At 58.0% G+C, this 23,794-nt stretch carries 18 protein-coding genes; 6 read left to right on the forward strand and 12 right to left on the reverse strand.

Annotated features, from left to right (window positions below; genetic code table 11):
- Window positions 1-288 precede the first annotated feature (288 nt).
- A complete protein-coding gene (gene sbmA / locus BBA90_RS18000) occupies window positions 289-1,539 on the forward strand; it encodes a peptide antibiotic transporter SbmA (RefSeq protein ID WP_065650328.1) in 1,251 nt (416 codons plus the stop codon).
- 74 nt (window positions 1,540-1,613) lie between these two features.
- Here sbmA and BBA90_RS18005 read toward each other — a convergent pair whose 3' ends face one another.
- Window positions 1,614-3,254, reverse strand: coding sequence for a dihydroxyacetone kinase subunit DhaK (locus BBA90_RS18005; RefSeq protein ID WP_065650329.1), 1,641 nt, complete (start codon window positions 3,252-3,254; stop codon window positions 1,614-1,616).
- Between the two features lie 131 nt (window positions 3,255-3,385).
- Window positions 3,386-4,573 carry an MFS transporter gene (locus tag BBA90_RS18010; RefSeq protein ID WP_065650330.1) on the reverse strand — a complete coding sequence of 396 codons (1,188 nt, stop codon included), beginning with the start codon at window positions 4,571-4,573 and terminating at the stop codon, window positions 3,386-3,388.
- 106 nt (window positions 4,574-4,679) lie between these two features.
- Here BBA90_RS18010 and BBA90_RS18015 point away from each other — a divergent pair, with 106 nt between their 5' ends.
- Complete coding sequence (locus tag BBA90_RS18015) at window positions 4,680-5,636, forward strand: AraC family transcriptional regulator (RefSeq protein ID WP_065650331.1); 957 nt, start codon at window positions 4,680-4,682, stop codon at window positions 5,634-5,636.
- Window positions 5,637-5,639: 3 nt separating this feature from the next.
- On the opposite strand, the gene BBA90_RS18020 is transcribed toward BBA90_RS18015, so the two are convergent.
- From BBA90_RS18020 to gltP, 4 genes are all read right to left on the reverse strand, one after another.
- A complete protein-coding gene (locus BBA90_RS18020) occupies window positions 5,640-7,184 on the reverse strand; it encodes a methyl-accepting chemotaxis protein (RefSeq protein WP_065650332.1) in 1,545 nt (514 codons plus the stop codon).
- Window positions 7,185-7,453: 269 nt separating this feature from the next.
- Window positions 7,454-8,887, reverse strand: coding sequence for a PTS N-acetylmuramic acid transporter subunit IIBC (murP, locus tag BBA90_RS18025; protein WP_065650333.1), 1,434 nt, complete (start codon window positions 8,885-8,887; stop codon window positions 7,454-7,456).
- A complete protein-coding gene (gene murQ, locus BBA90_RS18030) occupies window positions 8,887-9,798 on the reverse strand; it encodes an N-acetylmuramic acid 6-phosphate etherase (RefSeq protein ID WP_065650334.1) in 912 nt (303 codons plus the stop codon). The genes murP and murQ overlap by 1 nt, the downstream gene beginning before the upstream one ends.
- A gap of 152 nt (window positions 9,799-9,950) precedes the next feature.
- A complete protein-coding gene (gene gltP, locus BBA90_RS18035; RefSeq protein WP_065650335.1) occupies window positions 9,951-11,252 on the reverse strand; it encodes a glutamate/aspartate:proton symporter GltP in 1,302 nt (433 codons plus the stop codon).
- A gap of 579 nt (window positions 11,253-11,831) precedes the next feature.
- On the opposite strand from gltP, the gene acs reads away from it, so the two are divergent.
- From acs to BBA90_RS18050, 3 genes are all read left to right on the forward strand, one after another.
- The gene (gene acs / locus BBA90_RS18040) at window positions 11,832-13,787 is read left to right on the forward strand and encodes an acetate--CoA ligase (protein ID WP_065650336.1); all 1,956 of its coding nucleotides are present in this window, start codon (window positions 11,832-11,834) and stop codon (window positions 13,785-13,787) included.
- Window positions 13,788-13,960: 173 nt separating this feature from the next.
- Window positions 13,961-14,290, forward strand: coding sequence for a DUF485 domain-containing protein (locus BBA90_RS18045; RefSeq protein WP_039382048.1), 330 nt, complete (start codon window positions 13,961-13,963; stop codon window positions 14,288-14,290).
- Complete coding sequence (locus BBA90_RS18050; RefSeq protein WP_065650337.1) at window positions 14,287-15,939, forward strand: cation acetate symporter; 1,653 nt, start codon at window positions 14,287-14,289, stop codon at window positions 15,937-15,939. The genes BBA90_RS18045 and BBA90_RS18050 overlap by 4 nt, the downstream gene beginning before the upstream one ends.
- Window positions 15,940-16,382: 443 nt before the next feature.
- On the opposite strand, the gene BBA90_RS18055 is transcribed toward BBA90_RS18050, so the two are convergent.
- The 3 genes from BBA90_RS18055 to BBA90_RS18065 all read right to left on the reverse strand — a co-directional run bounded on the left by BBA90_RS18055 (window position 16,383) and on the right by BBA90_RS18065 (window position 18,169).
- On the reverse strand, window positions 16,383-16,928 hold the full coding sequence (locus BBA90_RS18055) for a YfaZ family outer membrane protein (protein ID WP_039382044.1): 546 nt from the start codon (window positions 16,926-16,928) through the stop codon (window positions 16,383-16,385).
- 130 nt (window positions 16,929-17,058) lie between these two features.
- On the reverse strand, window positions 17,059-17,754 hold the full coding sequence (locus BBA90_RS18060; protein ID WP_065650338.1) for an LrgB family protein: 696 nt from the start codon (window positions 17,752-17,754) through the stop codon (window positions 17,059-17,061).
- Complete coding sequence (locus BBA90_RS18065; RefSeq protein WP_065650339.1) at window positions 17,747-18,169, reverse strand: CidA/LrgA family protein; 423 nt, start codon at window positions 18,167-18,169, stop codon at window positions 17,747-17,749. The genes BBA90_RS18060 and BBA90_RS18065 overlap by 8 nt, the downstream gene beginning before the upstream one ends.
- Window positions 18,170-18,271: 102 nt before the next feature.
- Between BBA90_RS18065 and BBA90_RS18070 the strand changes: the two genes are divergently transcribed.
- Window positions 18,272-19,174, forward strand: coding sequence for a LysR family transcriptional regulator (locus BBA90_RS18070; protein WP_065650340.1), 903 nt, complete (start codon window positions 18,272-18,274; stop codon window positions 19,172-19,174).
- A 23-nt stretch (window positions 19,175-19,197) separates the two neighbouring features.
- On the opposite strand, the gene BBA90_RS18075 is transcribed toward BBA90_RS18070, so the two are convergent.
- The 3 genes from BBA90_RS18075 to BBA90_RS18085 all read right to left on the reverse strand — a co-directional run bounded on the left by BBA90_RS18075 (window position 19,198) and on the right by BBA90_RS18085 (window position 23,789).
- Entirely contained in the window at window positions 19,198-20,847 is a 1,650-nt protein-coding gene (locus tag BBA90_RS18075) for a Na+/H+ antiporter (protein ID WP_065650341.1), read from the reverse strand.
- Window positions 20,848-20,988: 141 nt separating this feature from the next.
- Window positions 20,989-22,338: an NCS2 family permease gene (locus BBA90_RS18080; protein ID WP_065650342.1), complete on the reverse strand. Its 1,350-nt coding sequence runs from the start codon at window positions 22,336-22,338 to the stop codon at window positions 20,989-20,991.
- A gap of 785 nt (window positions 22,339-23,123) precedes the next feature.
- On the reverse strand, window positions 23,124-23,789 hold the full coding sequence (locus BBA90_RS18085) for a glutathione S-transferase family protein (protein ID WP_065650519.1): 666 nt from the start codon (window positions 23,787-23,789) through the stop codon (window positions 23,124-23,126).
- Between the last annotated feature and the right edge of the window lie 5 nt (window positions 23,790-23,794).

Here is a 23,794-nt window from a genome sequence, read left to right on the forward strand (position 1 = left end):
CTCAGTACCGCATATAATGCGGCATGGAAGGTTAAGTAGTTGCGTTGTAATGGTTTTTATTCTTGACTTAAGGGATACAGCACGTTTGTTACCGGTAACAAGACGACAATTGTAACACCGAAACGGTAACGAATTTAGTTTTCCGAAACAATTACGCACAAAATACTTAACATTTTCCCGCCCTGATTTACATTCCGGTGGCGGAATTGTCATGCTCAGAAACAACCCACTACAGACAGATAAACAGAAATAGCGGTATAAACGTGTCTACACCACAGCGGAGTGCTTATGTTTAAATCCTTTTTTCCGCGGCCCGGCGCCTTTTTCAGCTCGGCAGCGATTTGGAGTGTGATTGTTCTCTTTGCCTGGTTTGGCTTCTTCAGCGATCTGCCGGCGCACTGGCCTGCGCTGCAGGCCGCGATGCAGCAGCCGCTGCCGACCAATGCCAGCCGGTTTATTCACGCCAGCCAGCTCTGGTTTTACGGCTATTACTGGTCAGCCGTCGCCCTGTTCGCCATCGCGTGGATGATAATCGATCGCCATCCGTGGCAGCGCTGGTCGGTCTGGGGTACAGCACTGATCATCTTTGTCACCTGGTTTAACGTTCAGGTCAACGTTGCGGTTAACGCCTGGTATGAACCGTTTTACGATCTGATCCAGAAAGCGCTGACCAAAGCGGGTGCCGTACAAATTAACCAGTTTTACAGCGAGATCAGCGATTTTCTCGGCATTGCGCTTATCGCTGTAACCATTCTGGTCGCCAACGTCTTTTTCATCAGCCACTGGATTTTTCGCTGGCGTACCGCAATGAACAGCTACTACATGCATAACTGGCAGCGGCTGCGGCATGTAGAGGGGGCGGCACAGCGTGTGCAGGAAGATACCATGCGTTTCTCCACCACGCTGGAAGACTGGGGAGTCAGCTTTATCAAAGCGATCATGACGCTGGTGGCGTTCCTGCCGGTGCTGCTGGCGCTGTCAAAGCATGTCAAAGATATTCCAGTCCTCGGTTCAACGCCCTATGGTCTGGTGATTGCCGCTATCCTCTGGTCACTGTTTGGCACCGCACTGCTGGCGCTGGTTGGCATCAAGCTGCCGGGGCTGGAGTTCCGCAATCAGCGGGTAGAAGCGGCCTACCGTAAAGAGCTGGTGTATGGCGAAGATGATCCGTCGCGCGCATCACCGCCGACGGTGCAGGCCCTGTTCAGCCGGGTGCGCTACAACTACTTCCGGCTCTACTTCCACTACCTCTACTTTAACGTGACGCGCTTTCTCTATCTGCAGGTAGATAATGTGTTTGGCGTGTTTCTGCTGTTTCCGGCTATTGTGGCCGGTGCGCTGACGCTGGGCCTGATGAATCAGATCCTCAACGTATTTGACCAGGTGCGCTCCTCCTTCCAGTATCTGATCACCTCCTGGTCAACGCTGGTAGAGCTGATGTCGATTTACAAGCGTCTGCGCAGTTTTGAGCAGATCCTGCAGGATATTCCGCATCAGGAGATGCTGCGCGAGGCGGCTAAAGAACCGGCCGGCGAATAACGGGCGACAGCGCCCGTCTTCTGTCTGCTGAGAAGACGGACGCTGCTCCCGGCTGTATCCGTCCGGCGGGCTACTCAGCCTGCCATTACCTGAAACACTTTTTCTACCGCATACGCACCGGGATCTTTTACCCCATCCAGACTCTGCTGATTGAGATAGGCTGAACGTCCCGCCTTTGCACTGTTCATCTGTGCCGTGGCCTCTGCACCTTCTGCCGCCGCCTGCGCGGCAGCGGCCAGTGATTCACCCGCCACCAGTTTTTCAAGCGCCGGCTGCAGCGCGTCAATCAGCGTGCGATCGCCTGGCTCGGCGCCACCATAGTGCTTCATGCGCTCCAGCCCCTGCATTAACGCCTCCGGCAGCGAGCTGCCCTCTTCCAGATGCTGGCCGGCAGAGGTAAACAGAATCGACATCAGTACGCCGCTGGAACCGCCCATCGCGCCTGCCAGCTGCTCGCCAATCAGCGCGATCAGCGTTGGCAACTCATTCAGCGGCAGCTGCTTCTCCTGCAGGGGGCGCTGAATACGTTTTGCACCCGCCGCGAACGTGGAGCCGGTATCACCATCACCGACTTTTGCATCCAGCGCGTTCAGTTCGCTCTCCAGATCGATGAGTGTCTGCGTGACGCGCGTGATCCAGCCCGCCACCTCATCATTTTCTGAGGGATCGAAATCGAGCGCGCTGCTGACTTTCTCTGCCGTCTGCAGACTGATGGGCGCAAACTCATAAGGCGCTACCCACCCCTGCACCTGAACCGGTGCCTGCAGCGCCAGCAGGAATGACTCTTCCAGCGCCAGCACAGAGAGTGAAAAGCCCTTCATATCCAGCGCACTGACCAGCGTAGCGGGACCAATAAGGTGCGTAATACGCGCCGCCAGCGGCGTGCGCAGCACTTCGCGCGTCAGCAGCGCCAGCTCAAGCTGAGAAAACCCGCCTAAATTGTTGATGAGTAACAGCGCCAGCTTACCGTCCGGCAGCGCCTGCGCCAGTTTATCCGTCATCAGCGCGGTGATTTTTCCGCTGTCCTGCGTATCCAGCGTAATCACACCCGGCTCGCCGTGGATCCCCATCCCCAGCTCGCTGTGACCCGGCGCCACGCGCGCATCGCGCTTTTCTCCGGGAAGATGGCAGGTGGCAAACGCCAGGCCAATGGTGGAAGTGGCATCAATCGCCCGCTGCGCCAGCGCTTTTACCTCCTGCAGTGAATGCCCGTGTTCAGCCGCGTAGCCCGCAATCTTATGCACCAGTGCGGTGCCGGCAAGACCGCGCGGCTGCGGATTATCCGGCAGCGCAATATCATCCTCCACCATCACCAGCTCAACGTGATAGCCCAGATTTTTGGCTTTTTCGGCGGCCAGACCAAAATTAAGGCGATCGCCGGTGTAGTTTTTAACGATCAGCAGACAGCCTGCGTCACCGGTCACGTTGATAATGGCGTTAAGGATCGCTTCCACGCCGGGCGAAGCGAAAATATCGCCGCAAACGGCCGCTGTCAGCATGCCTTTACCGACAAACCCGGCGTGCGCCGGCTCATGACCCGATCCGCCGCCTGAGATCAGCGCCACTCTGCTTTTATCCCAGTCTGAACGCACCACTACGCGCATCTCATCGCCTAAATCGAGACGACGCAGGTTACGCCACGGCGTGCTGAGTAAAATACCTTCAATGGCTTCGTTAACCAGATCGTTCTTTTCATGCATAAAAAACTGGCTCATTGCCTCTCTCCCCCTGGTGTAGTTGTCACTAAAGGTAGCGCATCTGTGCAGAAAACCGGCAAAGCAACGCGCGGAAATGCAAAGGGCGGCACACGCCGCCCCTAAATCAGAAAAAGCCCTGCCGCAGCACTTTAGCCGTGCTGCCTGACGCGCGTATAGATGGTTATCGCCGCCAGCAGCATCATGACGCCGCTTGCCATAAAGACGCCGCCGGCCCCCTGCAGGTCAAACATCCAGCCGCCCGCCGCCGCGCCCGCCGTGATCGCCAGCTGAATAGTCGCCACCAGCAGCCCGCCGCCGGACTCTGCATCATCAGGCACGGCACGCGAAATCCATGCCGACCAGCCGGTGGGCATGGAGCCAAATGCCAGTCCCCACAGCGCCACGCCAGCGCCCACCAGCCACGGCAGCTGCGCCATGGCTGAGAGCACAACGGCCGTCACGCTCATCAGCAGCGCCATGCCGGTCAGCGTCAGTGAGAGGCTGCGCGTGACCAGCACGCCTGCCAGCGAGGTGCCAAAGAAGTTAGCCACCCCAAACGCCAGCAGCGCAAGCGACAGCTGATTAACGTTAAGCTGCGCGCTGCCCTCCAGGTAAGGTCGCAGGTAGGTAAAGAAAGCAAAATGTCCGGTGAACATCAGGATCACCGCCAGCATTCCCCAGCGCATCACGCCCTGCCGCAGCAGATCAAGCACGCCGCCGCTCTGCGTCCGGTTTTCCGGTGGCATGGCCGGTAGCGTGAAGCACTGCCACAGCAGCGCCAGCACGCCCAGCAGACCCGTCATGAAAAAGATATTGCGCCAGCCAATCACATCGCCGAGATAGCTGCCGAGCGGTGCTGCAATAATTGTCGCCAGCGAAATACCGCTAAAGACAATCGACAGCGCGCGCGGTACCTGCTCCGGCGGCACCAGCCGCATGGTGATGGCGGTTGAGAGTGTCCAGAAGCCGCCAATCGCCATGCCCAGCAGCACCCGTGCCAGCAGGATCATCGGCAGGCTGTCAGCCACGGCCACCAGCAGCGCTGAGGCGATAAGCAGCAGGGTAAACGCCAGCATCACCAGGCGACGATCGAACCGCCGCGTCAGGGTACCAATCACCAGGCTGGTGAGCAGCGCGACCAGCGCGGTTACCGTCACCGTCTGTCCCGCCTGACCTTCGCTGACCTGCAGCGAAGCCGCTATCGGCGTCAGCAGACTGACCGGCAAAAATTCAGCGGTAATCAGGCCAAACACGCCAAATGCCATAGCAAACACGGCGCCCCACGCAGGTTTTTCTGCCGCCACGCGGGCCGTTGTCAGCTCACTTTCCAGACTCATGTGCGATCCCCATCACAAAAAAATAATTTCCGCTAAGGATAGAGCGCTGCAGTAAGACGATCTATGATACAGAAAGTTTATTACTTGATAATTCGTCTGGATTGCAATGAGCCGCTATGAAGATCTGACCAGCGAACTGCTGATGGGCATGCGCCTGTATGGCGTAAAATATCAGCGGATTGCGCTGCATGCGCCTTTTGGCCTGCAGTATGACGAGGCGCCAGGCCGGGCGCAGCTGCATTTTGTCGGGCGCGGTACGCTGCTGCTGCGTGCCGCCTCCGGTACGCTCTATCCGCTGCAGGCGGGTGACGCGTTACTGATCCCGCACGGAAAAGCGCATGCGCTGATCTCAGATGAGACGGCGCACTGTGAACCGATCGCCACGTTTAACAGTAAGCCCATCTGCCCCAGCGTCTGCGCGATCAACGATGCGGCAGACGCCGATCTCTGCCCGGCGGACAGCGATGTGATCCTGTTCAGTGCCTGTATGGCATTTGAACTGGGCGGGATGCAGCCGCTGGTGCACACCATGCCGGATGTCATGCTGGTCAGTACCCTGCTGGGACAGTATCCGGAGATCCAGCCGATTCTGGATGCGATGGAGCGGGAAACCCGCCAGCGCAAAGCGGGTTTCGCCGGCATTCTTTCGCGGCTGGCGGATGTGGTGGCCGCGCAGATCGTGCGCGGCTGGGTGGAGAACGGCTGCGGCGCCGGCAGCGGTCTGGTTCAGGCGCTGCGCGACCCGCGCCTGAGTCTGGCGATGGCGGCGATGCACCGTGCGCCGGGCGAAAACTGGACGGTGGAGCGGCTGGCGCGCGCCTCCGGCAGCTCGCGCTCGGTATTCGCTGCCCGCTTTCAGAACGCCACCGGCATGACGCCGCTGCGCTATCTCACCGACCTGCGTATGCGGCTGGCGAAAGAGCGTATTGTCGCTCAGGGCGAGGCGGTGGAGAACGTGGCGTTTGAGCTGGGTTATGGCTCGCTGGCCGCGTTCAGCCGCGCCTTCAAACGGGTAACGGGCACGTCACCCGGCGCACTGCGCGCCGGGCGGGAAGTGGCGTGAGCGTTAGCGGAATACGCTAATCGCCTCAACCAGACGGTTCGCCTGATGCGCCATGCGGGTTGATGCTTCTGCGCCTTCAGCCACGCGCGCGGCGTTCTGGTGGGTGATATCATCCAGATCTTCTACCGCCGTGCTGACCTCGCTCAGTGCCGTGGCCTGCTCGGCGGTGGCGGCGCTGATCTGCGCAATCAGCGTCGTCACATTTTGCACCTGGCTGACAATATCCTGCATGGTGCGGCCCGCAGCAGCCGCATAGTCGTTGCCTGACGCTACGCGGCTGGCGCTGGTCTCCACCAGCGTTTTGATTTCGCTGGCGGCTTTTGCGCTGCGCTGCGCGAGATTGCGGACTTCACCCGCGACCACGGCAAAACCTTTGCCCTGCTCACCGGCACGTGCCGCTTCTACCGCCGCATTAAGCGCGAGGATATTGGTCTGAAACGCGATGCTGTCAATCACGCTGGTGATGCTGGCGATGCGCTTCGCGCTGTCGGCAATATCACCCATCATGCCTGCCATCTCCTGCATCACCTCGCCACCTTTGATAGCAGCGTGGCTGGTGGTGCCCGACAGCGCATTCACCTCGCTGGCGGTTTCAGTGTTGCTCTTCACGGTAGCCGTCATCTCATTCATGGTGGCGGCCGTCTGCTGCACGTTAGCAGCTGCCTGTTCAGTCCGGCGGGAAAGCTCACTGTTGCTGCGCGCCATCGCATCACTGGCGCTGAGTACGTTGATCGCCTGACCACTGACATCATCCACCAGCCAGCGGAACATCAGCCCCAGCTGACCAATGGCGCGCAGCGTCATGCCGATTTCATCCACGCGGTCGGGCTGATCGACTTTATGGCTGTTACCGGTCGCCACGCTGAGCGCCTGCTGGCACATCCGCTCCACGGGGCGCGAGATCTGCTGCTCCAGCCAGAGGCTCGCCAGCAGCAGGCAGAGCGCGGTTGCGACGCTGAAGCCGCCGAGCGCCAGCGCCGTGAGACCTGCCCCCCATGCGCTGCCGGCTAACAGCGGCAGCAGCAGCAGCAGCGTTGAACGAATGCGCCAGCGCAGCGGCAGCGTTTTCAGCAGCGACGTGGCGCGACGCCAGCCGCTGCCGATAATCAATCCTTTATAGAAGCAGCGTCCTTTACTGCGTCCTTCGCGAAAATCGCGGTACAGCGTTTCAGCCTGCTGCACTTCTGCCGCTGACGGTTTGGTCCGTACTGACATATAGCCGCGCACGCACCCTTCGCGCACCACCGGCACCGCATTGGCCCGCACCCAGTAGTGGTCACCATTTTTACGCCGGTTTTTCACCAGCGCACTCCAGGGCTGCCCCTGTTGCAGCGTGTGCCACATATCGGCAAACGCTTCGGGCGGCATATCCGGATGACGCACCATGTTATGAGGCTGGCCGTTGACCTCTTCCGGCGTGAAGCCGCTGACCTCAATGAAAGCGTCGTTGGCATAGGTGATATGGCTGCTGAGATCGGTGGTCGACATCAGCGTCGCATCATCGTTAAAAATGAATTCACGCTGTGTGACGGGCTGGTTGTTGCGCATACAGAAATCCCTGGTTAATTCAGGCTAATAAAAATTACTCTGGATCTATCGGCTGATGAGCAGGATGACTTAAGCGCTGATGATTTATTTCTTGCTGCTAAAAAAGCATTGAATCTGCAACCCGTTGTATACGGTGGGAAAAGAGATAAAGCAAAAGCGGGATTCTGCGCTGCAGCTCACACTATTATTTAGCCGCGATGGAGGAAACGGTAAAACCTGACGGGCGCAGCAGCGTGCGTAACGCCTTTTTGCTGCGCCCGCAGCGGGCATTAACCCAAATCGATATTTTTCATGCCCCACCACCAGGTGAAGAGAAACCCGCCCGTCCAGGCGACCAGCAGACCGGCAAGATAGACCGCCATCCCGGCAAAAATGCCCTGTGCTGAGGTCATCAGCGGCAGCGTAACCAGGCCGGACGGGCCAAACACCGTGTTCATCCCTACCGGCAGGCCGAGCCAGGCCACCAGACCAATAAAAAAGCCGCCCAGCGCACCACCAAAGCAGGCGGTTACAAAAGGTTTGAGGCGCGGCAGCGTCACCCCGTAAATCAGCGGCTCACCCACGCCCAGCAGACCCGGCACAATCGCGCCTTTGATCTGGCTGCGCAGCAGCGACTGCTTTCCGGCTTTGCACCACAGCGCCAGCGAGGCGCCGACCTGTCCTGCTCCTGCCATCGCCAGAATGGGAAACAGCGAGTTAAAGCCCTGCGTCTCCATCAGCGCAAAATAGACGGGAATAAAGCCCTGATGAATACCGAACATCACCGCAATTAAAAACAGCCCGGCCAGGATGGCACAGCCAAACGGATTGTTGTTGAGGTGAATAAACAGCCACGACATCCCTTTAAACAGCTCGCCACCCACCGGCATAATGAACAGAAACGTCACCGCGCCGGTGATCAGCAGCGTCAGCAGCGAGGTGAGGATCATATCCAGATTATCGGGAATGATTTTACGCAGCTGCTTCTCTGTCCAGGCGCCAAATATCGCGGCCAGCAGCACGCCGATAATATTGCCGCGCGGATCGATGGTCAGCCCGAAGAAGTTTTCCATTCCACTGTAGTAGCCAACGGTCGCCTCCGGGCTGTAGCCGAGCACAAACAGCGAGGCGATAATCGCGCCGTTGACGCCGGTGCCGCCAAACGCTTTTTGGGCGTTATAGCCGATCAGAATGCTGAGAAAGGTAAACAGCCCTTTGCCAAACACTTTCATGTAGGCCACGGTCGCCAGCAGCCACGAAGCGTGCTCACCCGGCTGATTAAGGTGAAACAGCTGCTCAGTCAGAGTGGCAAAACCGAGCAGCAGTCCGGCCCCGATAAATCCCGGGATAAGCGGCGTAAAGATGGTGGCAAAGCAGGCGAGAAAGCGGTGCAGCGCACTGCTCTGTTTCGCTTTCATCTGCTGCTTTTGCGCCTGTGCGATCGTCTGCAGATCCTGTGCCGGCCCGTTTTCACTGAGCAGCACCTGCATCTTTTCCGCTGCGGTTTGCGCTTTGCCAGGCCCCAGTACAATCTGCAGCTGGGCGTCACTGATAATGACGCCCAGTACGCCGGGCAGCTGTTTCAGCTGCGGGCTATCCGCCAGCGCGGCATTGACCAGCGTCAGGCGCAGGCGGGTCATGCAGTTGCCGCATATCGCTACGTTACCGGGCCCGCCCACGGCCCGCAGAATATCGCGCAGCAGCGTTTCGGTGATTGCAGCCATCAGCGTACTCCTGAATCACGTAATGCGGCGCGGATAAACCCGCGATTCTGCTCCAGCAGCGTACGCGCCTCTTCTGCCGTCAGGCCGGCGAGCACCATGACAATCGCGGTTTTACAGTGACCGCCGCACGCCGTCAGCGCCTGCTGTGCCGTCGCGTCGTCGCATTCGGTGGCCTGCTTAACGATGTTTATCTGGCGCTGAACCAGTTTCTGGTTGGTGGCTTCCACATCTACCATCAGGTTGCCATATACCTTGCCGCTGCGGATCATCGCCCCGGTGCTGAGCATATTCAGCACCAGCTTCTGTGCCGTGCCCGCCTTCATACGCGATGAGCCGGTTACCACTTCCGGCCCCACAACCGGCGTCAGTGCGACATCAGCCGCCTGCGCCATCGCACTGTCGGGGTTGCAGGTCAGCGCTGCGGTAAATGCACCCTGTTCACGTGCATAAGCAAGCGCGCCCAGCACATAGGGGGTGCGGCCGCTGGCGGCAATTCCGACCAGCACATCGCGGGCACCAAAACCGATATCCGCCAGGTCCTCTGCCCCGCGTCCGGCGTTATCCTCCGCATTCTCTACCGCCTGCAGGATCGCCGTATGGCCACCGGCAATCAGCCCTACTACCTGATCGCGCGGGGTACCAAAAGTAGGCGGACACTCGCTGGCGTCCAAGATACCGAGCCGGCCGGAGGTACCGGCACCGCAGTAAATCAGTCGTCCGCCCTGGCTAAAGGCGTGTGCAATCGCCTCTGTGACCTGCGCGATCTGCGGCACAATCGCCTCTACGGCCAGCGCCACCTTTTTATCTTCATCATTAATGACGCGCAGCATCGCTTCCGTACTAAGCTCGTCAATATTCTGGCTGGCCGGATTGCGGCTTTCGGTGATCATCTTATTGAGATCAAGGGTCATAATACGCTCCTGCGAATGAATTATTTATTCCGAAAAACTTATACCACAAAGAATTGTTAATTCATGTGCAGCCGCGCAGAATTTTTTATTTTTACGGCAGCAGGCATAAAAAAACCCGCCAGCGGCGGGTTTTTTTTATGCTTAATAGCGGATCAGGTGGCGCTTTGCGTGCGCAGCTGCAGCTCGTAGGCGGCGGCCTGCTTAGCGTCAAACTGATTTTCCCAGCGGGCGATCACCAGCACAGCAAGCGCATTTCCCACCACGTTCAGCGCTGTACGCGCCATATCCATAATGCGGTCAACGCCTGCGATAAACGCCAGCCCTTCAAGCGGAATGCCCACGCTGCCCAGCGTTGCCAGCAGCACCACGAACGAGACACCCGGGACACCGGCAATGCCTTTTGAGGTCACCATCAGCGTCAGCACCAGGATGATCTCATCAGTCAGCGACAGGTCAATGCCATAAAGCTGTGCAATAAAGATGGCGGCAATACTCTGGTAGAGCGTAGAGCCATCCAGATTGAAGGAGTAACCGGTCGGCACCACAAAGCTGGTAATCGCTTTCGGCGCACCATACGCCTCCATCTTCTGCATAATGCGTGGCAGCACCGTCTCTGAACTGGAGGTGGAGTAAGCCAGAATCAGCTCATCCTTCAGAATACGCATCAGGGTAGTAATACGCAGCTTGCAGAAACGCGCGACCGCACCGAGCACGACAAAGGCGAAAAACAGGATGGCGGCATAAACCAGCAGCACCAGTTTTGCCAGCGGATAGAGCGATGCAAAACCGAAGTTCGCAATGGTCACCGCAATCAGTGCAAATACGCCCACCGGCGCATAACGCATGATCATGTGCGTCACTTTGAACATGGTTTCTGATACCGAGCGGAACAGGCCGACCAGCGGATCGCGATGTTCCGACGGCAGCGCCGACAGGCCCAGGCCAAACAGCACTGAGAAGAAAATAATCGGCAACATATCGCCTTTTACCAGCGAGGCGAAGATGTTCTGCGGGATCAGTGACAGGATGGTGCTGACCAGGCCATGAGGGGCGCCCTGAACCGCTTCGGTGGTGGCTTCATATTTAGAGATGTCCACCGTTGCCAGCGTTGACATATCAATGCCGCTGCCGGGTTGGAATACGTTGGCCAGCGTTATGCCGACCACAATGGCAATGGTGGTGATCACTTCAAAATAGATAATGGTTTTCACCCCGATACGCCCGAGTTTTTTCGCGTCCCCGACGCCGGCAATGCCAACAATCAGCGAGGAAATAACAATCGGCACCACAATCATCTTAATCAGATGAATGAAGATATCACCGGCAGGAGTAAGAATGTTGGTGATTAACCATTCACGATCGTCTGGCTGATTATGCAGCACGGTTCCTACGATAATGCCAAGGATCAGGGCAATCAGGATCTGCCAGGCGAGGGTGAGTTTAAAACCTTTCATAACGCGTTATTTCCTCAGTTAAAACCCCTTTGCTCTGCTGCGAAGGTGCAGGAGATGGTACACACAGGGAAGTGAGCAAAAGCCCGATAAAATAGAGGGTTATAATGGGCTGTATTCCGCTTTGTTCTGCCGGCAATTTGCGCCAGCGCAAGGATACAGCCTGAGTTGATACCTGCTGAACAGCGGCCAGATAAGTACCATTTTCACTACGGTAAATGCAACCCCCGGCGCGATAGCTTAAATCGTGCGCAGCTCAGTAGCATAAAATGCTGTTGTGGTTCTGTGGCTATAACCCGCTGTTATGAAAAGCGTTAGTTCGATAATTTTCCGCATAGCTATTCAGATTTGGTGATTTTCTCACCCGGCGCGTTTGCTCAACATTTAATCGCAAAACCGCGTCTTGCCTGCTGCCGGTCGCTGTCAGCAGTGCACTTTTTTGCCGGCAGAACCGCCGTTTTTGTACGCTTTACTGCATGCCGACAGGTCGTGATCCAGACTGCAAAACCGAAACAAAGCCCCGGCCCCCTCTTCAATTAACCTTTGATTGACATATGATTAACATCTTCAAGGAGGTCAGCCATGAGCCAAATTCACAAGCATCCTGTACCCGCTGCCATTGCAGCGAACGCCCTGATTAATGCCGACGAATATACGGCGCGCTATCAGCAGTCAGTAGACGATCCAGACACCTTCTGGGGTGAGCAGGGGAAAATTCTCGACTGGATCACGCCTTACAGCACGGTGAAAAATACCTCGTTTGCGCCGGGTAATATCTCTATCCGCTGGTATGAAGATGGCACGCTGAACCTTGCGGCTAACTGCCTGGATCGCCATCTGGCGACGCGGGGCGATCGCCCGGCCATTATCTGGGAAGGGGATGACGCCAGTGAAAGTAAAACGCTGACCTTCCGTGAGCTGCACGCTGACGTCTGCCGTATGGCAAATGTATTAACGCAGCTTGAGATTAAAAAAGGCGATGTGGTGGCCATTTATATGCCGATGGTGCCGGAGGCAGCCGTGGCGATGCTGGCCTGCGCGCGCATTGGTGCCGTGCACTCGGTGATTTTCGGCGGTTTTTCGCCGGAAGCCGTGGCGGGTCGCGTGGTCGACAGCAATGCGAAGCTGGTGATCACAGCGGATGAGGGTATCCGCGCCGGACGCGCCATTCCGCTGAAAAAGAATGTTGATGACGCGCTGGCTAATCCGCTGGTGACCAGCGTGAAGAATGTGATCGTATTTCAGCGCACCGGAAAAACCACGGCGTGGCACGAGGGACGCGATCTCTGGTGGCACAATCTTGTCAGCCAGGCCAGCGCAGAGCATGAAGCGGTGGCGGTTGAAGCGGAACACCCGCTGTTTATTCTGTATACCTCCGGTTCGACCGGGAAGCCAAAAGGCGTACTGCATACCACCGGCGGCTATCTGGTCTATGCCGCCAGCACCTTTAAGTATGTTTTTGATTACCATGACGACGACGTTTACTGGTGCACCGCCGATGTCGGCTGGATCACCGGTCACAGCTATCTGCTCTATGGCCCGCTGGCCTGTGGCGCCACCACGCTGATGTTTGAAGGGGTGCCCAACTGGCCGAAACCGAGCCGGATGGCGGAGGTCGTCGACAAGCACAACGTGACCCTGCTCTACACTGCACCCACCGCTATTCGCGCGCTGATGGCGGAAGGCGACCGGGCCATTGAAGGCACCCGACGCAGCAGTCTGCGCATTATGGGTTCCGTAGGTGAACCGATCAATCCGGAAGCCTGGGAGTGGTATTACAAAAAGATTGGCGACAGTCGCTGCCCGATTGTTGATACCTGGTGGCAGACCGAAACCGGCGGCTTCATGATCACACCGCTGCCGGGTGCCACCGAGCTGAAAGCGGGCTCCGCTACCAAACCCTTCTTCGGCGTGCAGCCGGCGCTGGTGGACAACGAAGGCAATCAGCTTGAGGGCGCAACCGAAGGTAACCTGGTGATTAACGACTCCTGGCCTGGTCAGGCGCGCACGCTGTTTGGCGATCATGAACGCTTTGAACAGACCTATTTCTCCACGTTTAAGCATCGCTATTTCAGCGGTGACGGCGCGCGACGCGATGAAGATGGCTACTACTGGATCACCGGACGCGTGGATGATGTCCTGAACGTTTCCGGACACCGGCTGGGCACCGCAGAGATTGAGTCCGCGCTGGTTTCACATCCGAAAATTGCTGAAGCGGCCGTTGTCGGTATTCCGCACAGCATCAAAGGCCAGGCTATTTACGCCTATATCACGCTGAATCAGGGTGAAGAACCATCAGCGGAGCTGTATACGGAAGTGCGTAACTGGGTACGTAAAGAGATCGGCCCTATCGCCACGCCGGACGTGCTGCACTGGACCGACTCACTGCCAAAAACCCGCTCCGGTAAAATTATGCGGCGTATTCTGCGTAAAATTGCAGCGGGCGATACCAGCAACCTTGGCGATACCTCTACGCTGGCCGATCCAGGCGTAGTAGAGAAATTACTGGAGGAGAAGCAGTCGATCGCCATGCCGTAATCATTGCCCTTATCAGCGGAGAGCATCAGCCTGTCCCCGGCAGGCTTCTCTCCGTTAGTTCACCTTACGCCGTATGCTGTTCACCATCGCACAACCCTGATAACCAGAATATTCAATCCGTTAAAGCACATTAATGTGAGATTTCCGTCTGCTTTGCCTCTGGAGAAACTGTGATGAATGACACCCTGAATCAACAGGAAGCCGTCTGGCAACAAATAGAAAACAACCCCCGTTTTCAGGAACTGGTGCATAAGCGCCAGGCTTTTGCGCTGCTGCTGAGCATCATTATGCTGGTCCTGTATGTCGGGTTTATCCTGCTGATCGCATTTGCGCCCGGCTGGCTCGGCACGCCGCTGCATGCCGGCACCAATGTGACGCGCGGTATTCCGATTGGCGTGGGCCTGATTGTGGTCTCTTTTCTGCTTACCGGCGTCTATGTCTGGCGCGCCAACGGCGAGTTTGATCGCCTGACTAAACAGATCGTCAGCGAGGTAAAATCATGAAGCGCGCGCTCCCGATTCTGCTGGCGCTGGCGCCAGCAGGCGTCCTGGCAGCCGATGCGCTGACCGGCGACGTCCAGAAGCAGGCAACCAACTATGAAGCGATTATCATGTTTGTGGTGTTTGTTGCGTTCACGCTGGGTATTACCTGGTGGGCGTCAAAGCGCACCCGCTCACGCAGCGATTACTACACCGCAGGCGGCAATATTACCGGTTTCCAGAATGGCCTGGCGATGGCGGGTGATTTTATGTCAGCCGCCTCGTTTCTCGGCATCTCGGCGCTGGTCTATACCTCGGGCTATGACGGGCTGATCTATTCGCTCGGCTTTCTGGTTGGCTGGCCAATGATCCTGTTTCTGATCGCTGAGCGGCTGCGCAACCTCGGACGCTATACCTTTGCCGATGTTGCCTCCTACCGGCTGCAGCAGAAACCGATCCGTACCCTCTCCGCCTGCGGTTCGCTGGTGGTGGTTGCACTCTATCTGATTGCACAGATGGTGGGGGCCGGCAAGCTTATCCAGCTGCTGTTCGGCCTTGATTATCATATTGCCGTGGTGCTGGTCGGCATTCTGATGGTGCTGTATGTGCTGTTCGGCGGCATGCTCGCGACTACCTGGGTGCAGATCATTAAAGCGGTGCTGCTGCTGTTTGGGGCCAGCTTTATGGCGATTATGGTAATGAAAACCACCGGTTTCAGCTTTAACACGCTGTTTACTGAGGCGATGGCGGTGCACCCCAAAGGCGCGGCGATTATGCAGCCTGGCGGGCTGGTGAAAGATCCTATCTCGGCGCTGTCGCTGGGACTGGGGCTGATGTTTGGTACCGCGGGACTGCCACACATTCTGATGCGCTTCTTTACCGTGGCTGATGCGCGCGAGGCGCGTAAGAGCGTGTTCTGGGCCACCGGCTTTATGGGTTACTTCTATTTCCTGACCTTCATCATCGGTTTTGGTGCCATTCTGCTGGTAGGCGCAAACCCGATATTCAAAGACGCCAGCGGTGCCCTGATTGGCGGTACCAATATGGCAGCGGTGCATTTATCCAATGCGGTAGGTGGCAGCCTGTTCCTCGGCTTTATCTCAGCGGTGGCGTTCGCTACGATTCTGGCGGTGGTGGCCGGGCTGACACTGGCGGGCGCGTCGGCGGTTTCGCACGATCTCTATGCCAGCGTGATCCGCAAAGGTCAGGCCACGGAGCGTGAAGAGCTGCGCGTCTCTAAAATCACCGTGCTGGTGCTGGGGGTCGTCGCTATTGCGCTGGGCATTCTGTTTGAGAAGCAGAACATCGCCTTTATGGTCGGGCTGGCCTTCTCGATTGCTGCCAGCTGCAACTTCCCGATTATTCTGCTCTCGATGTACTGGTCGAAGCTCACCACGCGCGGTGCAATGGTAGGTGGCTGGCTGGGTCTGCTCACGGCAGTCGTGTTGATGATTCTGGGCCCTACCGTCTGGGTTCAGGTGCTGGGCCACGCTACGCCGGTTTATCCTTATGAGTACCCGGCGCTGTTCTCCATGCTGGTCGCCTTTGTCTGCACCTGGCTGTTTTCCATTACCGATCACTCAGCCCAGGGCGCACAGGAACGCGCGCGGTTCCGCGGACAGTTTATCCGTTCGCAAACCGGTATTGGTATTTCACAGGGGAAATCGCACTGATCGCAGGCACACCGGAGTTAACCCGGTCGTCATGAATGGCGTTATTCAATTGCGGTGCGGGAATCGACACGGGCGTCATTAATGACGCCCCTACGCGGGGCGATGTAGAGGGCGCATTTATGCGCCCCTGATTTATTGCGCGCACGGTATCCATCGTCATGAACGGCGTCATTCAATTGCGGTGCGGGAATCGACACGGGCGTCATTAATGACGCCCCTACGCGGGGCGATGCAGGGGGCGCATTTATGCGCCCCTGGTTTATTACGCGCACGGTATCCATCGTCATGAACGGCGTCATTCAATTGCGTGCGGGCATCGGCTAGGGCGTCATTTATGACGTCATCGGATGCGGTGCGGGAATCAACACGGGCGTCATTAATGACGCCCGTGTGGGGGGTAACGTAGGGGGCGCATTTATGCGCCCCTGGTTTGCAGCGGCAGATCAGAAGCGCAGTGATGCACCGACGTATGGGCCATCTACCAGCACGTTATCTTTGCGGCTGCCTTTGTTGTTCAGCTCAATATACTGGTAGCCCACGCGCAGGTTCAGCAGTGAAACTGGCGTAAAGCTCAGGCCGCCTGACGCTTCCTGATAGCTGTCCAGACGATCGGAAAACGCTTCCGGTGCGTAGTAATATTCACCATACAGACCCCACATGCTGTTGAAGCTGTATTGTGCGCCTGCACCTACGGCGATGGTGAAACCATCACGGCCATCTTCCGGATGCGTAAACAGCGCTTTTGCCGTTGGCGCGACGCGCAGATCGCCCACATCGATGTTATAGCCCAGACCTGCACCGTAAGTGCTGCCGTCATGGTCGCTGCGCAGCCAGTTACCTTTCAGAAACAGGCCCGGAGAGGTGGTACCGAGGCCAAGGTTCAGGTTGGTGCTATGCTCACCCACGTCAACACTGCCCTCAATTGCCTGTACGCTACCGCTCAGCAGTGCAAGGCCCAAAACGCTTCCGGTAACAAGTTGCTTGATCATGCTAATCCACTCCATGAAGGAAAAAATAAGTCGGCGCAAAGAGTAGTTAGCATAGTCGTCAGACACAACTTTTATTGGAAACCTTTACGTAAAATTAAATTACAGCGGGAACGTTTTATCAATAAACGTGTCAGGCGTGCCACAGCAGATGGCTCATAAGCGGCGCCAGCAGAACCGTTACCACACCGGAAAGCATCATCACCAGGCTGGAAACCACGCCCTCCTGCTGACCAATCTGGTAAGCGCGGGCCGTTCCGGCACCGTGAGAAGCCGCGCCCAGCCCGGCGCCTTTTGCCACGCCCTGTTTTATGGCGATGCGCAGAAAAAGAATATCCCCTGTAGCCATGCCAAATACGCCTGTGATCACCACAAACAGCGCGACCAGATCGGGTTGTCCGCCCATCGGACCGGCTGCGGCCAGCGCAAACGGCGTGGTAACCGAACGCACCGCCAGGCTGCGCTGAATACTCTCCGGCAGCGCCAGCAGACGCGCCAGCCAGACTGAGCTGCAGACGGCAACCGTGGTTGCGGTCAGTACGCCGGCACTCAGCGACAGCCAGTGACGCCGGATAAGCGCCATGTTTTCATACACCGGCACGGCAAACGCCAGCGTGGCCGGGCCCAGCAGCCAGAGCAGCCAGTGGCTCTCCGCAATATAGTTTTGCCAGCTGACATGGGTGATGAGCAGCAAGCCGACCAGCACCAGCGGCGTCAGCACCAGCGGCATCAGCATCAGCCGCCGCCAGCGCCGGTAAAGATACTTATTGAGGTAATACACCAGCAGGGTGAGCGCCAGACAGAGCAGGCTGATGATGGCATTACTCATAGCTGTCCTGCCTGCGTGCTGCCCGCGCCGTTTCAAACCGGTAGAGACGATCGACCACCAGCGACGTAACCGCCAGCACCAGCAGCGTGCTTATCGCGATCACAACAAAAATACGCCATCCCTCACTGCGCAGCAGATCGCTGTAATTCACCACGGCCACTACCGCCGGAATAAAAAACAGCAGCATTTCAGCCAGCAGCCAGTTTGCCCCGGCACGGACCCAGCCCAGCGGCAACACGCGTAAAACGATCAATAACAGCAGCACGACCATGCCGAGTACGTTTGCCGGCAGCGGCAGGTGCAGCCACCGCACCAGGGCATCACAGGCGCTGAACAGCCCGATATAAAGCAGTAGTTGCAGCGGCAGCATCAGGCGCTGCAGCAGGCGGGGGCGCGGGTGAGTGGCGACAGCCATAGCGATCTCCGGTAATTAAGGTGAGAAACGCAGTATAAATCTGCCGCTAACCGTGAAAGAAATGAATTAAAATCATCCGGACTATGCCATTAAGGAATGATTATGGATATACGCGCTCTGCGTTACTTTGTGGCTGTGATACAGCAGCAGAGTTTTACCCGTGCAGCTGAACAGCTTTATGTTACGCAGCCCACCATTAGCAAAATGGTGCGTCAGCTGGAAGAGGAGCTGGGATGTGCGCTGCTGCGGCGGGAGGGACGCCGGCTGCATCTGACCGACAGCGGTCAGGCGGTCTATCAGCGCGGACTTGCGATCCTGCAGGAGTTTCATCAGCTGGAAGCGCAGATTGGTGATATCAATCAGCTGAAAACCGGTGAGCTGCGCCTGGGCATTCCGCCCATGGTGGGCATGCAGATCGCCGGCTCTATTTCAGCCTTTCAGCGCCGCTATCCGGGCGTGCAGCTGCATATTGCAGAGTCAGGCGGGCTGACCGCACAGCAGGCAGTGCTGAGCGGCGCGCTGGATATTGCACTTACCGCGCTGCCGGTTGAACCGGATTTACCGCTTAACACGCTGGAGCTGATGCGCCATCCGCTTTGCGTGCTGGTGTCGCGCAGTGCGGCCTGGCACGCCCGTTCGCACCTGACGCTGGCGGAGCTGGCCCGGCATCCGCTGCTGATCCTGAATGAAGAGTTTGCCCTGAACCGGCAGCTGATGCAGGCGTTTCAGCGTGAAGGCGTGACGCCGCAGATTGCGCTGCGCAGCGGTCAGTGGGATTTCCTGGCGGCGATGGTGCAGGCAGGGATGGGCGTCGCCGTACTGCCGGAACCTATCTGTCAGCGGCTGGACCCGCAGTCGCTGGCGTGGCTGCCGCTGGCGTCAGCGCTGGAGTGGCGTATCGGATTGATCTGGCGGGAAGGCAGTTATCTCTCACGCAGTGCGGAAGCCTGGATCAGCTGCTGTCGCACACACTGGCCGGATGATGCGCCGCGTCTGCAGATGTGAGACGCGGCGGCATTCTGAAGAGGTTACGCCTCTTTCTCAATCAGCAGCGCTTCCAGCAGATCGAGATCGCGCAGCAGGCGCTGCATCGTTTCATTGGAAATCTGCTGCGTCGCGCGCAGGTGATACACTTCCGCACGCTCGGCGCGCAGCGCGGTCAGACGGAAACGACGCTCCAGGTTCTCAGCAAACAGCGCCTGATCCACGTCATTCTTGCCATCCACGCGGCGGCGCAGATTACCAATTACCCGCAGGCTGACCTCTTTAAGCAGCTCCGGATCGATATTCTCTTCGGTATCATTCTCCAGCCGCTGTTCCATCTTATGCAGGCTTTCGATCGCCACGCCCGCCATGGCGGCACGCGCATGCTGCAGCTCATGACGGTGGCCCGCTTTATCATGGCTGTCGATACCGCGCAGCAGCAGAGGCAGCAGGATCACGCCGACAAACAGCGAGAAAAGGATCACGCCGGTGGCGATAAACACCAGTTCATAACGCGCCGGGAACGGATCGCCATTGCTGAGAAACAGCGGAATCGAGAGCACACCCGCCAGCGTAATCGCCCCGCGTACGCCCGCAAAAGAGGCAATCAGCAACTCGCGCAGCGAGTAGTTAGAGAACTCCAGCGGTTTCTTCTTCAGCAGACGCATACTGGCGCGCTGCATGATCCAGAGCCAGCTAAAACGCACAATCATCAGTGCCGCATACACCAGCGCCACATCGGTAAACAGCATCCACAGCTCGACGTTGGGATCGGCATTTGCCTGCTCAATGGATGTTGAGAGGATATCGGGCAGCTGCAGGCCGAGCATCAGGAATACCATGCCGTTGAAGACAAACTCCAGCATCTGCCAGACGCTGTTTGCACGCAGGCGCATGGCCAGCGGAGCCTGACGAATAATACCGGAGCGGGTAATGGTCATACCGGCTGCCACGGCGGCAAGAATACCGGAGACGCCAAGGTGTTCGGCAATCAGGTAGGAGGCAAACGGCAGCAGCAGCAGCAGCACGGTCTGCGTGGCCGGATCGTCCCCGCTCCAGCGGCTCAGCAGGCGCAGCGAGCGGCCGTAGAGCCAGCACACAGCAACACCCGCAATCAGCCCGCCGATGGCGACTTTGAGAAACTCAACGCTGGCACCGCCCCAGGTAAAGACCATGGTGCCCATGGCTACGGCGACCGCAAACTTCAGCGATACCAGGCCAGAGGCGTCGTTCATCAGCGCCTCACCCTGCACAATCGACATGATTTTCTTTGGAATGCGCCCTTCGCCAACGATACCCGACAGCGCAACGGCATCGGTCGGCGACAGCACGGCCGCCAGCGCAAAAGCCGGAATTAACGGAATCCCCGGCACCAGCCAGTAGATCAGGTAGCCGATACCGACCACGGTGATCAGCACCAGCACCAGCGCCAGCCCGAGGATTTCGCGGCCATGGCTCAGAAACTCATTGATAGGCGTCTTCCAGCCGTCCGCAAACAGCAGCGGCGGGATAAACAGCACCAGAAAGAGTTCCGGATCGAAGTCAACATGCAGACCAAACGTGGGCCAGGCCAGCAAGGCACCCGCCGCAATCTGCACCAGCGGCAGCGGAATTTGAAACGGCAGGATTCTTGCCGCAACGCCGGAGAGTGATACCACCAGCGTCATAATGAGAATAGTAAAAAAGATTTCCATGCTTTCCTTAGGCGAATCGAAATGGTTAAAAGCGAGGGTTGTTACGCTAAAAAGTGTAAAACAAAACGCCGCACACAGGGGGACCCGATGTGCGGCGCTGGCAAAGTCAGGGGATTATCCGGAAATGACCGGAACCGCTGGTCAGATAGCCCAGCCTGCAGCGTAGAATGTGACCAGGGCAACAGCGATCGCTACCGTTCCCGCGTTGAGCCTGCGCCATTCGCCGGCAAACAGACGGCCAATCACCAGTGACGCAAAGCCCAGCATAATGCCGGTCACAATGTTGCAGGTCAGCACGATAAATACGGCGGTCAGCAGGCCTGACATGGCGTCAACGAAATCGCTGAAGTCAATTTTTGCCACGTTGCTGAGCATTAATAGCCCGACATACATCAGCGCCGGCGCGGTCGCATAGGCGGGCACCAGACCGGCAAGCGGCGACATGAACAGCATCAGCAGAAACAGTACGCCCACGACGATAGCCGTTAAACCGGTCTTGCCGCCGGCTGCCGTACCGGCTGCTGATTCAATATAGACCGCCGCCGGCGAGGCACCCACCAGACCCGCAAACAGGCTGCTAAGCGAGTCGCTGGTCAGCGCCCGGCCGCCGTTGAGGATCTGCCCTTCTTTATCCAGCAGATTAGCCTGCCCGGCGACCGCACGAATGGTACCGGTCGCATCGAATACCGCCGTCATGACCAGCGCCAGCACGCTGGGCAGTACGGTCGGCTGCAGTGCGCCCGCGATATCGAGACTGAACATCGCTGACTGGCCGCTGGCATCTTTCAGACTCGGCAGCGCAAACAGCCCCTGCCAGGTCACGGCTGGATCAAACACAAGCCCGATCAGAGAGATAGCCAGAATAGTCAGCAGGATCCCGCCGGGTACGCGGCGTTTTTCCAGACCAAAGATTGCTGCCAGACCCACCAGCGACATGATGACCGGGAACGCGGTGAAGTCGCCCAGCGCCACCGGCAGGCCTGCGGCCGGATTTTTCACCACCAGGCCAATACCGTCTGCCGCAATCAGCAGTAAGAACAGGCCAATCCCTACGCCGGTACCGTGCGCCACGCCCATTGGCAGGTTTCGCAGGATCCAGGCGCGGATACCGGTCACCGAGATAAACGTGAACAGTAATCCCATCAGGAATACGGCACCCAGCGCTACCGGCACGCTGATATGCTGCCCAAGCACCAGGCTGAATGCAGTGAAGGCGGTAAGTGAAATAGCACAGCCGATAGCCAGCGGCAGATTAGCCCACAATCCCATTAAAAGAGAGCCAAAACCGGCGACCAGGCAGGTGGCAACGAACACTGCCGTCGGGGAAAAACCCGCTTTACCAAGCATGCCCGGCACCACAATAACCGAGTAGACCATCGCCAGGAAGGTGGTGAGCCCCGCCAGCACTTCCTGACGCACGTTACTGCCGCGTGCTGAAATGTGGAACCAGGCGTCCAGTTTTCCACTGGCCGGGCGTGAGTCGCCAGACATAATTATTCCTCTGCATATTTTAGATGTAAGTCGCCGCACAGCTGCTGCTTACGCATCACCCTGGTGGGGATTTCTCAAAGAGAAAAGAGGCGCAAACGATTACGCAGCTATGTACTTCCCGTCAAAGAGGGAGAGATAAAAAGGCAGGCGATTATCTGGCGTTTGGGGTGCCATTTTCAACTGTTAATCGTCGCCGGACAGGATTAAACGACACCACAGAGCGATCCGGGGCGCATGAATGCGCCCCCTGCGGCGGCACCGGCACCCTGGCCCACGCGGTTATCGGATTCGGGCCGCATACGGTTTTTGTAGGGGCGCCATTAATGGCGCCCTGGCCCGCGGTTATCGGATTCCGGGGCGCATACGGTTTTTGTAGGGGCGCCATTAATGGCGCCCTGGCCCGCGGTTATCGGATCCGGCCGCATGCGGTTTTGTAGGGGCGCCATTAATGGCGCCCTGGCCCACGGTTATCGGATTCCGGGGCGCATTAATGCGCCCCCTACGACGGCACCGGCGCTTTGGCCCATGCGGTTATTGGATTCGGGCCACATGCGGTTTTGTAGGGGCGCCATTCATGGCGCCCTGGTCCGCATGGTTATTCGGCCCGGGGCGCATTAATGCGCCCCCTACGGCGGCATCGGCGCCCTGGCCCATGCGGTTTTTTGTAGGGGCGCCATTAATGGCGCCCTTGGCCCATGCGGTTATCTGATCCGGGGCGCATTAATGCGCCCCCTGCGGCGGCACTGGCGCCCTGGTCCGCGTGGTTATTGGACTCCGGACCGGCGTCAGTCGCTGAACTTAATCGGGCCGCCCTGCTTCAGCGCCCGCTGCCAGCCGGCGCGCTGCTGCATCTCCTCCAGCCAGCGGGTGGTGGCAGGCAGATCGTGCAGGCCGCCGCGCATCTGCAGCGCCAGCAGCGGAAAACTCATCTGAACATCAGCGATGCTGAAACGCGGGCCGGCAAAAAAAGGGTGCTGGCTTAAGTGCTGTTCAATCACGCGGGTATGCAATGCCAGCTGCTTATTCAGCCAGGCCTTCTCAAGACCTTTACTCATGGCGCGACCAATTGGGCGCAGCAGCCAGGGCACCGGTTTTTTGCTTAGCTGCGCAAAGACCAGTTTGATGATCAGCAGCGGCATCAGCGAGCCCTCGGCGTAATGCAGCCAGTAGCGCCCCTGAATCTGTTCATCTTCATTGCTTAGCGTCAGCTGCTGCTCGCTGTCATATTTCAGCTGCAGATACTCCAGAATGGCACCGGACTCGGCAATGACGCGGTTGCCATCGGTTATCACCGGTGATTTACCCAGCGGATGTACCTTCTTCAGCTCGTCAGGGGCCAGCATCGTATTTTCCCGCTGATAACGTTTGATCTGATACGGTACCGCCAGCTCTTCCAGCAGCCATAACACACGATGTGAACGGGAGTTTTCCAGATGATGAACAGTGATCATACACA

This window comes from Pantoea eucrina (assembly GCF_001691555.1).
Taxonomy (GTDB): Bacteria; Pseudomonadota; Gammaproteobacteria; order Enterobacterales; family Enterobacteriaceae; genus Pantoea; species Pantoea borealis.

Bases quoted from the DNA above. Each gene is read 5' to 3' on its own strand.
- acs (WP_065650336.1), top strand. From the start codon at position 11,832: ATGAGCCAAATTCACAAGCATCCTGTACCCGCTGCCATTGCAGCGAAC.
- murP (WP_065650333.1), bottom strand. From the start codon at position 8,887: ATGGCTGCAATCACCGAAACGCTGCTGCGCGATATTCTGCGGGCCGTG.
- BBA90_RS18055 (WP_039382044.1), bottom strand. From the start codon at position 16,928: ATGATCAAGCAACTTGTTACCGGAAGCGTTTTGGGCCTTGCACTGCTG.
- BBA90_RS18060 (WP_065650338.1), bottom strand. From the start codon at position 17,754: ATGAGTAATGCCATCATCAGCCTGCTCTGTCTGGCGCTCACCCTGCTG.
- BBA90_RS18080 (WP_065650342.1), bottom strand. From the start codon at position 22,338: ATGTCTGGCGACTCACGCCCGGCCAGTGGAAAACTGGACGCCTGGTTC.
- BBA90_RS18020 (WP_065650332.1), bottom strand. From the start codon at position 7,184: ATGCGCAACAACCAGCCCGTCACACAGCGTGAATTCATTTTTAACGAT.
- murQ (WP_065650334.1), bottom strand. From the start codon at position 9,798: ATGACCCTTGATCTCAATAAGATGATCACCGAAAGCCGCAATCCGGCC.
- gltP (WP_065650335.1), bottom strand. From the start codon at position 11,252: ATGAAAGGTTTTAAACTCACCCTCGCCTGGCAGATCCTGATTGCCCTG.
- BBA90_RS18075 (WP_065650341.1), bottom strand. From the start codon at position 20,847: ATGGAAATCTTTTTTACTATTCTCATTATGACGCTGGTGGTATCACTC.
- BBA90_RS18070 (WP_065650340.1), top strand. From the start codon at position 18,272: ATGGATATACGCGCTCTGCGTTACTTTGTGGCTGTGATACAGCAGCAG.
- BBA90_RS18050 (WP_065650337.1), top strand. From the start codon at position 14,287: ATGAAGCGCGCGCTCCCGATTCTGCTGGCGCTGGCGCCAGCAGGCGTC.
- BBA90_RS18010 (WP_065650330.1), bottom strand. From the start codon at position 4,573: ATGAGTCTGGAAAGTGAGCTGACAACGGCCCGCGTGGCGGCAGAAAAA.
- sbmA (WP_065650328.1), top strand. From the start codon at position 289: ATGTTTAAATCCTTTTTTCCGCGGCCCGGCGCCTTTTTCAGCTCGGCA.
- BBA90_RS18065 (WP_065650339.1), bottom strand. From the start codon at position 18,169: ATGGCTGTCGCCACTCACCCGCGCCCCCGCCTGCTGCAGCGCCTGATG.
- BBA90_RS18045 (WP_039382048.1), top strand. From the start codon at position 13,961: ATGAATGACACCCTGAATCAACAGGAAGCCGTCTGGCAACAAATAGAA.
- BBA90_RS18005 (WP_065650329.1), bottom strand. From the start codon at position 3,254: ATGAGCCAGTTTTTTATGCATGAAAAGAACGATCTGGTTAACGAAGCC.
- BBA90_RS18015 (WP_065650331.1), top strand. From the start codon at position 4,680: ATGAGCCGCTATGAAGATCTGACCAGCGAACTGCTGATGGGCATGCGC.
- BBA90_RS18085 (WP_065650519.1), bottom strand. From the start codon at position 23,789: ATGATCACTGTTCATCATCTGGAAAACTCCCGTTCACATCGTGTGTTA.